At 58.7% G+C, this 13,166-nt stretch carries 13 protein-coding genes, 2 tRNA genes and 1 pseudogene; 5 read left to right on the top strand and 11 right to left on the bottom strand.

The window, feature by feature from the left end; genetic code table 11:
* Nucleotides 1–90 precede the first annotated feature (90 nt).
* From M9827_RS06050 to bamJ, 5 genes are all read right to left on the bottom strand, one after another.
* Nucleotides 91–498 (bottom strand): tetratricopeptide repeat protein, encoded by a 408-nt coding sequence (locus tag M9827_RS06050; RefSeq protein ID WP_250604186.1) that lies wholly within the window; start codon nt 496–498, stop codon nt 91–93.
* Nucleotides 499–870 carry a hypothetical protein gene (locus M9827_RS06045; protein ID WP_003223109.1) on the bottom strand — a complete coding sequence of 124 codons (372 nt, stop codon included), beginning with the start codon at nt 868–870 and terminating at the stop codon, nt 499–501. It abuts the gene before it with no gap.
* Nucleotides 867–1,208: a helix-turn-helix domain-containing protein gene (locus tag M9827_RS06040; protein WP_250604184.1), complete on the bottom strand. Its 342-nt coding sequence runs from the start codon at nt 1,206–1,208 to the stop codon at nt 867–869. The genes M9827_RS06045 and M9827_RS06040 overlap by 4 nt, the downstream gene beginning before the upstream one ends.
* Nucleotides 1,209–1,320: 112 nt before the next feature.
* Nucleotides 1,321–1,776: a YkvA family protein gene (locus M9827_RS06035; RefSeq protein WP_250604182.1), complete on the bottom strand. Its 456-nt coding sequence runs from the start codon at nt 1,774–1,776 to the stop codon at nt 1,321–1,323.
* Nucleotides 1,777–2,070: 294 nt separating this feature from the next.
* Entirely contained in the window at nt 2,071–2,787 is a 717-nt protein-coding gene (gene bamJ, locus M9827_RS06030) for a BamJ family beta-barrel-assembly machinery protein (RefSeq protein ID WP_007919751.1), read from the bottom strand.
* A 270-nt stretch (nt 2,788–3,057) separates the two neighbouring features.
* Between bamJ and M9827_RS06025 the strand changes: the two genes are divergently transcribed.
* Together M9827_RS06025 and M9827_RS06020 are read left to right on the top strand one after the other, a co-directional pair.
* Entirely contained in the window at nt 3,058–4,866 is a 1,809-nt protein-coding gene (locus M9827_RS06025) for a di-heme-cytochrome C peroxidase (RefSeq protein WP_250604180.1), read from the top strand.
* Entirely contained in the window at nt 4,863–6,032 is a 1,170-nt protein-coding gene (locus tag M9827_RS06020) for a catalase family protein (RefSeq protein WP_250604178.1), read from the top strand. The genes M9827_RS06025 and M9827_RS06020 overlap by 4 nt, the downstream gene beginning before the upstream one ends.
* A gap of 114 nt (nt 6,033–6,146) precedes the next feature.
* Here M9827_RS06020 and M9827_RS06015 read toward each other — a convergent pair.
* A tRNA-Asp gene (locus M9827_RS06015) sits at nt 6,147–6,223 on the bottom strand.
* Between the two features lie 19 nt (nt 6,224–6,242).
* Nucleotides 6,243–6,318, bottom strand: a tRNA-Val gene (locus M9827_RS06010).
* Nucleotides 6,319–6,477: 159 nt separating this feature from the next.
* On the opposite strand from M9827_RS06010, the gene rdgC reads away from it, so the two are divergent.
* From rdgC to sugE, 3 genes are all read left to right on the top strand, one after another.
* Complete coding sequence (gene rdgC, locus M9827_RS06005; RefSeq protein WP_250604176.1) at nt 6,478–7,398, top strand: recombination-associated protein RdgC; 921 nt, start codon at nt 6,478–6,480, stop codon at nt 7,396–7,398.
* A 154-nt stretch (nt 7,399–7,552) separates the two neighbouring features.
* Nucleotides 7,553–8,518 (top strand): bile acid:sodium symporter family protein, encoded by a 966-nt coding sequence (locus M9827_RS06000; protein ID WP_250604174.1) that lies wholly within the window; start codon nt 7,553–7,555, stop codon nt 8,516–8,518.
* A gap of 119 nt (nt 8,519–8,637) precedes the next feature.
* A complete protein-coding gene (gene sugE, locus M9827_RS05995; protein WP_003223093.1) occupies nt 8,638–8,952 on the top strand; it encodes a quaternary ammonium compound efflux SMR transporter SugE in 315 nt (104 codons plus the stop codon).
* 113 nt (nt 8,953–9,065) lie between these two features.
* Here sugE and M9827_RS05990 read toward each other — a convergent pair whose 3' ends face one another.
* The 4 genes and pseudogenes from M9827_RS05990 to M9827_RS05975 all read right to left on the bottom strand — a co-directional run.
* Nucleotides 9,066–10,940, bottom strand: a complete 1,875-nt coding sequence (locus M9827_RS05990; protein WP_250604172.1) for an MFS transporter — start codon at nt 10,938–10,940, stop codon at nt 9,066–9,068.
* A gap of 99 nt (nt 10,941–11,039) precedes the next feature.
* Nucleotides 11,040–12,191 (bottom strand): TDT family transporter, encoded by a 1,152-nt coding sequence (locus M9827_RS05985; protein ID WP_250604225.1) that lies wholly within the window; start codon nt 12,189–12,191, stop codon nt 11,040–11,042.
* 105 nt (nt 12,192–12,296) lie between these two features.
* A complete protein-coding gene (locus tag M9827_RS05980) occupies nt 12,297–12,608 on the bottom strand; it encodes a cupin domain-containing protein (protein WP_250604170.1) in 312 nt (103 codons plus the stop codon).
* Between the two features lie 51 nt (nt 12,609–12,659).
* Nucleotides 12,660–13,166, bottom strand: a pseudogene (locus tag M9827_RS05975) (MFS transporter); the annotation flags it as partial.

Below are 13,166 nucleotides of genomic sequence, written 5' to 3'. Positions count from 1 at the left end.
TAAATCACTCGCAGATAAACAGGCGCGCAAATGCAAACGCGGCGTGAGGAAAACCTCACGCCGCGTTTATTCGGGTAGACACAAATGGATTTACTGCGTTGAATCCCGACTGCTCAGCTCTTTCAATTTGAGTTCAGCCAACGGGTGTCCGGCTTTGGCCGCCATGCTCCACCAGCGGGCGGCTTCGACAGGATCCGGCGATGTGCTCGGCGTTCCGGCCAGGCTGATCACGCCGACCTGATAAGCCGCTTTGCCATCACCTGCGAGCGCCGCCAGCCGCAACAGGCGCACACCTTCTTCACGTGCACCCAGGCCGACACCGCGAAACGTCAGGATATGCCCGTAGAAGCTTTGCGCACCGACGTCGCCAAGGTTGGCCATGCGCGCAAACTGACCTTCGAGCCAGCGCCAGCCACGCGGTTGGCGAACGAACCAGGACCAATGAAACAGCCTACGGGCCAGCCAGTAACTGGCCCGCGCCTTGAGTCGTAAAATCACTCAGGCCTCTGCCGATTCGGGGTACTCGTATTCGAACACCCTGACCACCTCCGAGGCATGCCAGGAGGCGGCGGCAACGCCATCGGACGGCCCGGAAAAACGCCCCAGACGTTCAACACACTCAAAGAAACCTGTGCGTGGCAGGCGACTGGCGCCCTGGCTGATCACCAGCGAACTGCGCAACGGTTGTTCGGCCTTGGCATCCAGCGCAGCCAGATGCTCAAGCGCGGCCGTCAGGGTTTGCATGGCCGGTGTCGGCAATTGCAACCGTTCCAGCAAGGCCCGATAAGTCAGCAGATGGCGCTGGCGACGCGCCTGATCAAGTTCTCCGAGCAATCCGTCCCAATGTTGACGACTGATGCGTACGCTCACGATTCATCCCTCCACCCTGGCACCGTCAATTCCCAGGCCAGGCTGCGGCGAATCGCGGCGTCGGGCTGACGCTCGCCACTTTCGATCATGGCCAGATAAGACGGGCTGATGCCTACCGTGCGGGCCAGCGCCTCAATGGCGATGCCCTTCCCTTCGCGCAAACTGCGTAGTTGATCCAGACCTGGAAAAATCGGGTCTGCTGTGGCCGCGAGCGGCGTAGCTGCCGGACGCGACGGTGTTTCGTTGATGCCTGCTGCTTTTAGTAGAGCCTGATACTGAGCCCACGGCAGAACCGCGTATTCGGGTTCGCCATTGCGTGCAATTATCTGAATATCCATGACTACCCCGTAGGACAACAACACTTAGCGAGTCGGCACTTTTCCCTAGAAGTGTAATCCTAACAGCGGCCAAGGTCGCGGGGGGTATCTATCTGTAGGAGGAGATCGAGAATCAGTTTTTTTTCGGTCCCTGAAGTTGCAGTTGTTCAGGGGTGTCGGGCAGCCGTTCGACCACGGCGAGTTTTTCCGGTTGCTGGCGGTTGCGCCACAGGCGAAAAGCATTGAGTTCATCGTCGAGGGTTTTCATCAGCCAGGCGAGAACGGCAATGTCGTCAAGCATGCCAAACACGGGAATGAAATCCGGAATTGCATCCACCGGGCTGAGGAAGTACATCAAACCCGCCACCACCGAAACCAATGCCTTGCCACTGATAGCGCGGTACTCGCCGCGCCAGTAGGCCAGACACAATGCCTGGAGCAAGCGTAAATCGTCCTTGAGCCTACCCAGGCGATTACCTTGCGCGGCGCCTTTGCTGGCGACCGCAAACAGCAAGGTCGGCAAACGACCACGCGCCAGCAGGCGGCCGGCCAAGGGCAGGAATCGAGCGAAATTCCACGGAGCTTTCATCTATTCCTCCCGTTGAAATGTTATCCACACAAATTGTGGATAACCTTGTGAACAGAGCTGCATTTCAGCGCTGAAAGCCCCGTTTCATAAGGGCTGCGCTCAGATCGGGCGTTTTTTACTCACATAAAAAACCCCAATATTTCATTGACTTGGCTGCTCAGGGCGGCTAGCGATGGCAGTCTCATTGGCTATGACTCTTCCGACCGCCATCGGTTCGCTCTGTTTACCCTTGCCAGACTCCAGATGCAACAACGCCCCGCATAAGCGAGGCGTTGTTGTTGAAGCCTTTGCCAATTACTTGGCAGCAGCAGCTTCTTTGGCTGGATCCTTGATGGCCAGCAGTTCCAGGTCGAAGACCAGAACCGAGTTGGCCGGGATTGCCGGGCTTGGCGACTGAGCGCCGTAAGCCAGATCGCTAGGGATGTACAGTTTGTACTTCTCGCCAACGTGCATCAGTTGCAGACCTTCAACCCAACCCGGGATCACGCCGCTAACCGGCAGATCGATCGGGCTACCGCGCTCGACGGAGCTGTCGAAGACGGTGCCGTTGGTCAGCTTGCCGGTGTAGTGAACGGTCACTACGTCAGTTGGCTTAGGCTGTGGGCCATCGGCTTTCTTGACCACTTCGTACTGCAGGCCGGAAGCGGTGGTCGTCACACCTGCTTTCTTGCCGTTTTCTTCGAGGAATTTCTTGCCGGCGGCTGCCGACTCTTCGCTCATCTTGGCCATACGTTCTTCAGCACGCTTTTGCAGCGCGGCGAAGGCTTCGACCAGTTCTTCATCTTTCAGCTTCTGTTCTTTCTTACCGACGGCATCTTCGATGCCCTGGGCTACCGCTTTGGAGTCCAGATCATCCATGCCTTCCTGAGCCAGGCTCTTGCCCATGTTCAGGCCGATACCGTAGGAAGCTTTTTGCGCCGGGGTTTTCAGCTCTACGCTGGTCTGCGAATCACAACCCGCGAGGACCAGGCTAACCAGGGCAACCGCCGCCGCCAACCGATGCTGTTTCATGCTATTTCCTTGTTCATGCGCCGAAAGGGCAATCGAGTAAAGCCGCGAGCTTATCAGGCCGCCACGACCAATGGCTACCGGCATGAGAGCAGGAATCTTCCGATAAGTTCAGGGATTAAAACGCATTGGGGCGAAGCGACGGTGAAGCTTCTGTCATCTTGTCCCGACAATGACTGGCGTCTCTGCTTGCATCATCTGGCGTAATGGCCACTTGCCGCACAGGGCCAGGGTCAGGCATAACTGCGGAACAATTTGACAAGGATGTTTATCTTGCGCCTTTTATTCCGTATGTTGACCCTGATCGTCGTGCTGCTGGGACTGGTTCTCGCCGTGGTCCTGTATTACGTCGCCAACCCGAAATTGCCCTTCTACACCCCCGCTGAGCAGGTGCATTACCTCAATCAGTGGAGTGACGAAGACCGGCAAACCTACTATTTCACGCCTCAGGGTACGCAGGTCAAAGGCCTGCGATATGAGTGGTTCCAGGCGCTGGAACTGCCCTTCTCGGCGCAACGTTTCGCCTCGCCTGATTACCTGGCGCGTTTCGGTTTTCTGATCGACCCGCAGCAGAAAGCCACGGTGAACAACCCCGGCAATCTCCCCGTCGGTTTTGCCCGACACCAGAATCCCGGCAGCACCGAGCAATATCTGGACATCACTTGCGCCGCTTGCCACACCGGCGAATTGCGCTTCAAAGGTCAGGCCGTGCGAATTGACGGTGGTACCGCGCAACATGTGCTGCCTTCCAGTGTTCCTACTTTGCGCGGTGGCAGTTTCGGACAGGCATTGGTGGCAAGTCTGACCGCGACTTACTACAACCCATGGAAATTCGAACGTTTTGCCAGAACCGTGCTGGGCGACGAATACGACGCGCGCCACGAGCAATTGCGCAAAGACTTCAAAACCTCACTGAATACATTCCTCAAAGTTGCCTGGAACGATACCCATCGCGGCCTCTACCCGACCGAAGAAGGCCCCGGCCGCGCCGATGCCTTCGGACGCATTGCCAATGCGACGTTTGGCGATGCGATTTCCCCTGCCAACTACCGCGTGGCCAATGCCCCGGTGGATTATCCGCAGCTCTGGGATATGTGGACATTCGACTGGGTGCAGTGGAACGGCTCGGCGCAGCAGCCGATGGCGCGCAATATCGGTGAAGCGTTGGGGGTCGGCGCCACCCTGAATTTTTTCGATGACAACGGCCAGCCACTGCAAGGCGAAGCACGCTACGCCTCAAGTGTGCGCGTGCGTGATCTGCACAAAATCGAAGAAACCCTGCAAAAGCTCAAGCCGCCGGCCTGGCCAGAGGATCTGTTTGGCGCCATCGACAAACCCCTGGCAGCCAAGGGGCGCGCGCTGTTTGCCGAGAATTGCGCCGGTTGCCACGTACCACGCCAGACTCAGGAGGGTGAGCGTTGGGTGCAGCATTTGCACATGCTGCCGGTCGCTGTCATCGGCACCGACCCGACCGCTGCCAACAATATCGCCAATCACCGTTTCGACCTGACAGCCCTGCAGTGGGATCTGAAAGAACTGGAAAAAATGGACGTGAAACTGCATCCGCCCCCCAGGGCGCCACTGGACCTGAGCCAAATGTCGGTGGCCAAGGGCCTGGCTTACGTCACCGCCTTCGTCGAAGAGCGCGCCTATCGCGAAGCCAACGTCACCCCGCAGGAGAAACCACGACTGGACGGCTTTGGCCTGCCCATCGGCGTGCGCGAAAAAGTTGCCTACAAGGCGCGCCCGCTGGCAGGTGTATGGGCCACTGCGCCGTTCCTGCACAACGGTTCGGTGCCAAGCCTTTATCAATTGCTGTCGCCGCAGGACGAACGCGCCACGACCTTTTTCAAAGGCAGTTTCGAATACGACCCAAGGCATCTGGGTTATCGCACCGAAGCGTTTACCAATGGCTTCCTGTTCGACACGCGCATCACCGGCAACCACAACAGCGGCCATGAATTCCGCTCCGGCGAACGCGGCAACGGCGTGATTGGCCGGCTGTTGCAGCCCGAAGAACGCTGGGCGTTGCTCGAGTACCTGAAAGTCCTAGGCGGCCCACTGGAGGCGCAACTGCCATGATCATGCCGACCTTCAAAAAGGAACTGCCGCTGCTGGCCCGGGTGTGGTTGTGGCTGGGACGTTTGCTCGGCAAGACATTGTTGGTAGTGCTCGCCATTGCCTTGCTCGGCTGGGTCATTGCCACAGCCTGGTTTGCCTGGCATCACCGCGGCCCGGTGTCGGCGCAGGAGCAGGTTCCACCCGGCGAAGCGGCGATGACGCAGGACGTGATCCAGACCGCCGTGCGCATCGTCGATCAGCATCGCGAAGGCACCCGTTATCTGCGCGACGCCCATGCCAAGGCCCATGGCTGCGTGAAGGCACAGGTGCAGGTGTTGCCGGACCTGGCACAGTCGCTGCGACAAGGCGTGTTCAGTGAGCCTGGTAAAACCTGGCAAGCGATGATTCGTCTGTCCAATGGCAATGCCTATCCACAGTTCGACAGCCTCCGCGACGCCCGGGGGATGGCGATCAAACTGCTGGATGTTTCGGGAAAACAGCTACTCGGCAACCGCCAGTCACAGCCTGAGCAGGATTTCGTCATGTTCAGTCACCCGAACTTCTTTGTCAGCGATGTCGCCGAGTACCGTCAGAATGTGGCGGCGCAGGCTGATGGCAAGAAGGTCATGGCGTTTTTCCCCGAATGGGATCCGCGCAGCTGGCAGATCCGCCATTTGTTTATTGCCCTGGCAACGTTATCGCCGCCACCGGATAGCCCGACAGCGACCACATACTTTTCGGTTTCGCCCTACAAATTCGGTGAGGCCAATGCAAAGTTTCGCGTCGCACCCGATCCGGACAATTGTCCCGCCTATGCACTGCCCAAGCAGAACCATGACCTGCCGAATTTCCTGCGTAGCGCATTGAATCAGCAGTTGTCGACGGATAGGGTGCCAGCCTGTTTCGTGCTGCAGATCCAGCGCCAGGATGCCAACAAGTACATGCCGATCGAGGACACCAGCATAGAATGGCGCGAACAAGACTCACCCTTTGAAACCGTCGCACGGATCACCCTGCCGCCGCAGGATTTCGATACCCCGGCGCTGAATCTGGCGTGTGACAACCTTTCGTTTAATCCGTGGTTCGGGCTTGAGGCGCATCGGCCGATTGGCGGGATCAACCGCTTGCGCAAAGCGGTGTATGAAGCAGTGAGCGACTATCGACACAGCCAGAATGCTGCGCAGTAGTACGCTGTCATAACACCCGTGGAAACTTGAAATCATCAAATCCCAGACAGCAAAAAGCCCGCACTAGGCGGGCTTTCTGTGGAATCTGGCGTTCAGTGTTCCAGATTCCGAATATGGCGCAGCGGACGGGACTCGAACCCGCGACCCCCGGCGTGACAGGCCGGTATTCTAACCGACTGAACTACCGCTGCGCTAAACACTTGAAACGAATGGTGGGTGATGACGGGATCGAACCGCCGACATTCTGCTTGTAAGGCAGACGCTCTCCCAGCTGAGCTAATCACCCTTCGCTTCGGTGTGGCGCGCATTCTACGGAGCGACCCAACCTCTGGCAAGCACTTTTTTAAATAATTTTCTCAGGCCTTCCAAAGGCTTAGAGAAGGGTTGGCCTATGGGACGGCGAAGACAATAATGCCCCCCTTTGTATAAAGGAGAGACTCACCCCATGTGGTTCAAAAACCTGCTTATCTATCGCCTGACCCAAGACCTGCCTGTCGATGCCGAGGCGCTGGAAACTGCACTGGCCACCAAACTGGCGCGTCCATGTGCAAGCCAGGAGTTGACCACCTACGGTTTCGTCGCGCCGTTCGGCAAAGGCGAAGATGCTCCACTGGTGCACGTCAGCGGTGATTTCCTGCTGATCGCTGCGCGTAAAGAAGAACGCATTCTGCCTGGCAGTGTCGTACGCGACGCGGTCAAGGAAAAGGTCGAAGAGATCGAAGCCGAACAGATGCGCAAGGTCTATAAGAAGGAACGCGATCAGATCAAGGATGAAATCATCCAGGCGTTCCTGCCGCGCGCCTTTATCCGTCGCTCGTCGACCTTCGCCGCCATCGCGCCGAAACAGGGCCTGATCCTGGTCAACTCGGCCAGTCCGAAACGTGCCGAAGACCTGCTATCGACCCTGCGTGAAGTGATCGGCACCCTGCCCGTCCGTCCGTTGACCGTGAAAATGGCACCGACTGCAGTGATGACTGATTGGGTCACCACCCAAAAAGCCGCTGATGACTTCTATGTACTGGACGAGTGCGAACTGCGCGACACCCACGAAGATGGTGGCATTGTCCGCTGCAAGCGTCAGGACCTGACCAGCGAAGAAATCCAGCTCCACCTGAGCACTGGTAAAGTCGTCACTCAGTTGTCGTTGGCTTGGCAGGACAAACTGTCGTTCATGCTCGACGACAAGATGACCGTCAAACGTCTGAAGTTCGAAGATCTGTTGCAGGATCAGGCGGAGCAGGACGGTGGCGACGAAGCGCTGGGGCAGCTGGATGCCAGCTTCACCCTGATGATGCTGACCTTCGGCGATTTCCTGCCGGCGCTGGTTGAAGCGTTGGGTGGGGAAGAGACTCCGCAGGGGATCTGACCTGCCTTTTGTGTGAAAGCTTAAAAGATCGCAGCCTTCGGCAACTCCTACATCTGGAATGCATTTTTCCTGTAGGAGCTGCCGGAGGCTGCGATCTTTTTGTTGGCGACGTATGCTTAGCTTCCTAACGCTTTCCCATAATAAGGAACAAGCCATGCGCGCACTGGCTGCACTCAGCCGCTTTGTCGGCAATACCTTCGCTTACTGGGTTCTGATTTTCGCTGTAATTGCGTTCCTGCAACCGGCGTGTTTCCTCGGCCTCAAGGGCGCAATCGTGCCGCTGCTCGGGCTGGTGATGTTCGGCATGGGCCTGACCCTCAAACTCGACGACTTCGCTGCTGTCGCCCGCCATCCCTGGCGCGTAGCGCTGGGCGTGGTTGCACATTTCGTGATCATGCCCGGTGTGGCGTGGTTGCTCTGCCAGGTTTTTCATCTGCCGCCGGAAATCGCCGTCGGGGTGATTCTGGTCGGTTGCTGCCCGAGCGGCACGTCGTCCAACGTCATGACCTGGCTGGCCCGCGGCGATCTGGCGTTGTCGGTGGCCATTGCTGCCGTCACCACCCTCCTCGCTCCGCTGCTGACCCCCGCGCTGATCTGGCTGCTGGCTTCGGCGTGGTTGCCGGTGTCGTTCATGGAGCTGTTCTGGTCGATCCTGCAAGTGGTGCTGCTGCCGATCATTCTCGGCGTGGTTGCCCAGCGCTTGCTCGGTGACAAGGTTCGTCATGCCGTGGACGTATTGCCGCTGGTATCGGTGGTCAGCATCGTGATCATCGTCACCGCGGTGGTGGCCGCCAGTCAGGCGAAAATCGCTGAATCCGGCCTGTTGATCATGGCCGTGGTGATGCTGCACAACAGCTTCGGTTATTTGCTGGGCTACTTCACCGGGCGCCTGTTCAAACTGCCGCTGGCCCAGCGCAAGTCGCTGGCGCTGGAGGTCGGCATGCAGAATTCGGGATTGGGTGCGGCGCTGGCCAGTGCACACTTTTCGCCTTTGGCGGCGGTGCCGAGCGCGCTGTTCAGCGTCTGGCACAATATTTCCGGCGCGTTGCTGTCGACGTACTTCCGGCGCATGAGTGAGAAACAGGATCGCGAGGCGCTGGCGCAGCAAGCGGCCGACTGACCCGCAAACTTGATCCCCGGGTTAATGCTCGTCAAACTATCGCGCAACGCGGGGACGACCCTGCGGCTCGATCGAGTTATTAATCTGGGGACGACCCCGTCAATCGATGGAGGTCTTTCATGTCCTGGATCATTCTGTTTTTCGCCGGTCTGTTCGAAGTCGGCTGGGCCGTCGGCCTGAAATACACCGACGGTTTCACTCGCCCACTCCCCACCGTTCTGACCGTTGCGGCCATGGCCATCAGCCTTGGCCTGCTGGGCCTTGCGATGAAGGAGTTGCCGTTGGGCACCGCCTATGCGATCTGGACCGGTGTCGGTGCCGTGGGCACGGTGATTGCCGGGATCATCCTGTTTGGCGAATCGATGGCGTTGATTCGCCTGGCGAGTGTGGCGTTGATCATTACCGGGTTGATTGGCCTCAAGGTCAGCGCCTAAGCCTCTGCCGCATTCGCGAGCAAACTCGCTCCCACATTCAACCGCGTTCCGTCAGAGGAATACGATCAACTGTGGGAGCTAGCCTGCTCGCGAAGAGGCCCTTAAAACGCCGACTATCTAACTGCCCCGCGCAATTCCCCGACCAACGCCTGCAACTTCGCCGGCTCAGCAGCATCAACGTCCACCGGTGCTCCCGCCACCAGCGTCACCCGCGACCACAACCGGCGGAACACACCCTTGTTCGGATCGCGACTGAAGAAACTCCCCCACAACCCCTGCAACGCCAGCGGAATCACCGGCACCGGTGTCTCTTCGAGAATCCGCGTCAGCCCGCCCTTGAACTCATTCATCTCGCCATCGGCGGTCAACTTGCCTTCCGGGAAGATGCACACCAGCTCACCGTCCTTCAAATACTGAGCAATCCGGGTGAAAGCCTTTTCGTAAATCTGGATGTCTTCGTTACGTCCGGCAATCGGAATCGTCCCCGCCGTGCGGAAGATAAAATTCAGCACCGGCAGGTTGTAGATCTTGTAGTACATGACAAAGCGAATCGGCCGACGCACCGCGCCACCAATCAGCAACGCATCAACGAACGACACGTGATTGCACACCAGCAATGCCGCGCCTTCATCGGGAATCGCCTCCAGGTTGCGGTGCTCGACGCGGTACATGGAATGGCTGAGCAGCCAGATCATGAAACGCATGCTGAATTCGGGGACTATTTTGAAAATGTAGGCGTTGACGCCGATATTCAGCAGTGACACCACGAGGAACAACTGCGGGATCGACAGCTTGACCACGCTCAGCAGCACGATCGAGACGATGGCCGAGACCACCATAAACAGCGCGTTGAGAATATTGTTGGCGGCAATCACCCTTGCCCGCTCGTTCTCGGCCGTGCGCGACTGGATCAAGGCATACAGCGGCACGATGTAGAAACCACCGAATATGCCGAGGCCGAGGATGTCGACCAACACCGCCCAGGTGTGCACGAAGCCCAGCACTTCAATCCAGCTGTGGCCAGTGACGCTGTCGGGAATCCCGCCGGAATGCCACCACAGCAGCAAACCGAACACGGTCAGACCGAACGAACCGAACGGCACCAGACCGATCTCGACCTTGCGTCCGGACAACTTCTCGCAAAGCATCGAGCCGAGGGCGATCCCCACCGAGAACACGGTGAGAATCAGGGTGACCACGGTCTCATCGCCGTGCATCCACTCCTTGGCGTAGGCGGGAATCTGCGTCAGGTAAATCGCCCCGACAAACCAGAACCACGAGTTGCCGACAATCGAGCGCGACACCGCTGGCGTCTGCCCCAGACCGAGTTTCAAAGTGGCCCAGGACTGGCTGAAGATGTTCCAGTTCAGGCGCATTTCCGGGGATGCGGCTGCGGCGCGCGGGATGCTGCGGCTGGCCAGATAACCCAGCACGGAAATCCCGACAATGGCAGTCGAGACCAGCGGCGCGTAATGGGTCGATGACATGATGACCCCGGCGCCGATCGTCCCGGCGAGAATCGCCAGAAACGTCCCCATCTCCACCAGGCCGTTGCCGCCGACCAGTTCTTCCTCGCGCAAAGCCTGCGGCAGAATCGAATACTTCACCGGCCCGAACAGCGCCGAATGGGTGCCCATGGCGAACAGCGCCACCAGCATCAGCGACAAATGATCGAAGAGAAAACCGACCGAGCCTACGGCCATGATGGCAATTTCCGCGAGCTTGATCAGACGGATCAGCGCGTCCTTGGCGAATTTCTCGCCGAACTGCCCGGCCAACGCCGAGAACAGAAAAAACGGCAGGATAAACAGCAACGCACACAGGTTGACCCAGATCGAACGGTCACCCTCGATGGTCAGCCGATAAAGAATGGCGAGGATCAGCGACTGCTTGAATACGTTGTCGTTGAACGCGCCAAGGGACTGCGTGATGAAGAATGGCAGGAAGCGCCGGGTGCGCAGCAGGTTGAACTGTGAGGGGTGACTCATCTTCCGTGTTTCCCTGATGTTTAAGGTAGAGAGGCCTGGGTACTGCTTATTGGATTCTCGAACCGCGATCCAGGCCACACCTTACCTAAACTTTTCAGGTTATTTCTTCAAACCTGCGATGCACGGCGAGACAAACAGCTCACCACGCCAGGCGCCTTGCACGGTGCGCTTGCCGACGATCAGCCACATCACCGCCAGCAACATCACCAGCACGGTGCCGACGACGCTGAAAAACGTCAGGTTGAGGGTGCTTGCCAGTTTCAGGGTGGCCAGCGAATACACGCCCAGCGGGAAGGTAAAGCCCCACCAGCCGAGATTGAACGGGATGCCGTCACGCAAGTAGCGCACGGTGATCAGCAGGGCCATCAGCATCCACCACAGCCCGAAACCCCACAGGGTAATGCCGGCAACAAGCCCCAGACCCGAGGCGATTTCACCCATGCCCGGCAGACCGTTGGCAGCGAATATCGCCGGCGCATCACCACCCAGCAGCAACATGCCCAGCGCACCGGTGCCGATCGGGCCGAGGGCCAGCCAGCTCGAGGCTGCCATGTTTTCGTGGGGCAGTTTGTGCAGGGCCATGCGCAGCAGCAGGATCGTCAGAATGCTGAACGCTACGGGTAGGGAAAAGGCCCAGAGCACGTAGCTTGTCGTCAGCACCACCAGTTGCGAGTGGGCATCGGTCAGATGCGGTGCGAGCAGACCACCACTGGCCGCCGCCACTTCCGCTGCCACGACTGGCAGCAGCCAGACGGCGGTCATCTGATCGATGCTGTGCTCCTGGCGGGTAAACATCATGTAGGGAATCAATACGCCGCAGGCCAGCGACATGGCCACATCGATCCACCACAACACTTCGGCGAGATGAATCACACCGTCACCCCAACGCGGCAGGCCGAACAGCAGAAAGCCATTGATGATCGTCGCCAGGCCCATGGGAATCGTGCCGAAGAACATCGATACCGTGGAGTGGCCGAAAATCCGCCGAGCCTCGTCGAAGAACAGAATCCAGCGCGCGGCGTAGGCGCCCGTAAACAGTGCGAACAACAATATGTTGAACAACCACAAACCTTCAGCGATGGCGTGCAGGCCTGGAATAGCCAATGGCAGTTGCGCCAACGCCAACGCCAGCACACCGGTGCCCATGGTCGCGGCAAACCAGTTGGGGGTGAACTGGCGGATCACTTCGCGTGGATGCTGAAGCTGACGGAACGGTTTGATGCCGGGTTTGGCAGTGTTAGGGCAAGTCATCATGGAATCCTCTCCTCTGTTGAGGTTGAGTCCATGGTAGAACCGAATCGAATATCTATATAACGGGTAATTTCTCTAACTGTTATCTGTTTTACCAATAAGCAGTCAGACGCTGCCTTCGCTCTCGATCACCAGAATCCGCGCGGCGCCTTGCGGATGGGCGACGTGCTCGGTGCCGACGCTCGCATGGAAGATGTCACCGACATTGAGCTGCACCTGTTTTTCTACGCCCAATTCGCGGTAATGCATCAGCACTTGGCCGTCGAGTACCACGAACACTTCCTCGCCATCGTTGATGTGCCATTTGTACGGCTGATCCGTCCAGTGCAGGCGCGTGGTGATGCCGTTCATGTTGGCGATGTCCAGCGCACCCCAGGCTCGCTCGGCAGTGAAGGTCTTGCTGCGGATAATCTTCATGGGTCGATCCGTGAGAAGAAGGCCGGCCAAGGCTAACCGAAAGCGCGCCGTTTATGGAACGCGACAGACTTTGGCTGCCGCTGGACGCAGGCTCAGCAACAGCGCGCCGACAGCCAACACGATCAAAATCGCCCCGTAACCGTCGGTGGTCGCCAGCAAACCGTAGTTGCGCGACAAGTGCCCGGCGAGCAATGCCGGCAGGCAGAACGCCAGATAACTGAGCACGTAATACGCCGCCATCAACCCCGCCCGTTCATGGGGCAAAGCCAGCGGCACCAGACTGCGCACGGCGCCGAGAAACCCCGAGCCAAAGCCGCAACCGGCCACCAGCGTGCCGAGGAAAAACAGCGACAGACTGGCGCTGTGCACACCCAGCAGAATCAATACCAGCCCCATCGGCAGCAGGCTCGCGCCCAACTGCAAGGCCCGGACGGCAGGACGATTGCGCATCGTGAAAATCATCAGCGCACCAGTCACCGTCAGGGCTGCAACGGTGGCGCCGCCGATCAGATTCGAGTCCGAGCCAGTGGCGGTGCGCACCAGCGACGGCGCCAGCGA

The organism is Pseudomonas sp. AKS31 (assembly GCF_023634765.1).
Lineage (GTDB): Bacteria > Pseudomonadota > Gammaproteobacteria > Pseudomonadales > Pseudomonadaceae > Aquipseudomonas.
This window is presented reverse-complemented; position numbering and strand designations above follow the sequence as displayed.

What these genes read in the sequence shown, in the direction of transcription:
- M9827_RS06040 (WP_250604184.1), bottom strand. Translation starts at nt 1,208, where the DNA reads ATGGATATTCAGATAATTGCACGCAATGGCGAACCCGAATACGCGGTT.
- M9827_RS06035 (WP_250604182.1), bottom strand. Translation starts at nt 1,776, where the DNA reads ATGAAAGCTCCGTGGAATTTCGCTCGATTCCTGCCCTTGGCCGGCCGC.
- bamJ (WP_007919751.1), bottom strand. Translation starts at nt 2,787, where the DNA reads ATGAAACAGCATCGGTTGGCGGCGGCGGTTGCCCTGGTTAGCCTGGTC.
- M9827_RS06020 (WP_250604178.1), top strand. Translation starts at nt 4,863, where the DNA reads ATGATCATGCCGACCTTCAAAAAGGAACTGCCGCTGCTGGCCCGGGTG.
- rdgC (WP_250604176.1), top strand. Translation starts at nt 6,478, where the DNA reads ATGTGGTTCAAAAACCTGCTTATCTATCGCCTGACCCAAGACCTGCCT.
- M9827_RS06000 (WP_250604174.1), top strand. Translation starts at nt 7,553, where the DNA reads ATGCGCGCACTGGCTGCACTCAGCCGCTTTGTCGGCAATACCTTCGCT.
- sugE (WP_003223093.1), top strand. Translation starts at nt 8,638, where the DNA reads ATGTCCTGGATCATTCTGTTTTTCGCCGGTCTGTTCGAAGTCGGCTGG.
- M9827_RS05990 (WP_250604172.1), bottom strand. Translation starts at nt 10,940, where the DNA reads ATGAGTCACCCCTCACAGTTCAACCTGCTGCGCACCCGGCGCTTCCTG.
- M9827_RS05985 (WP_250604225.1), bottom strand. Translation starts at nt 12,191, where the DNA reads ATGACTTGCCCTAACACTGCCAAACCCGGCATCAAACCGTTCCGTCAG.
- M9827_RS05980 (WP_250604170.1), bottom strand. Translation starts at nt 12,608, where the DNA reads ATGAAGATTATCCGCAGCAAGACCTTCACTGCCGAGCGAGCCTGGGGT.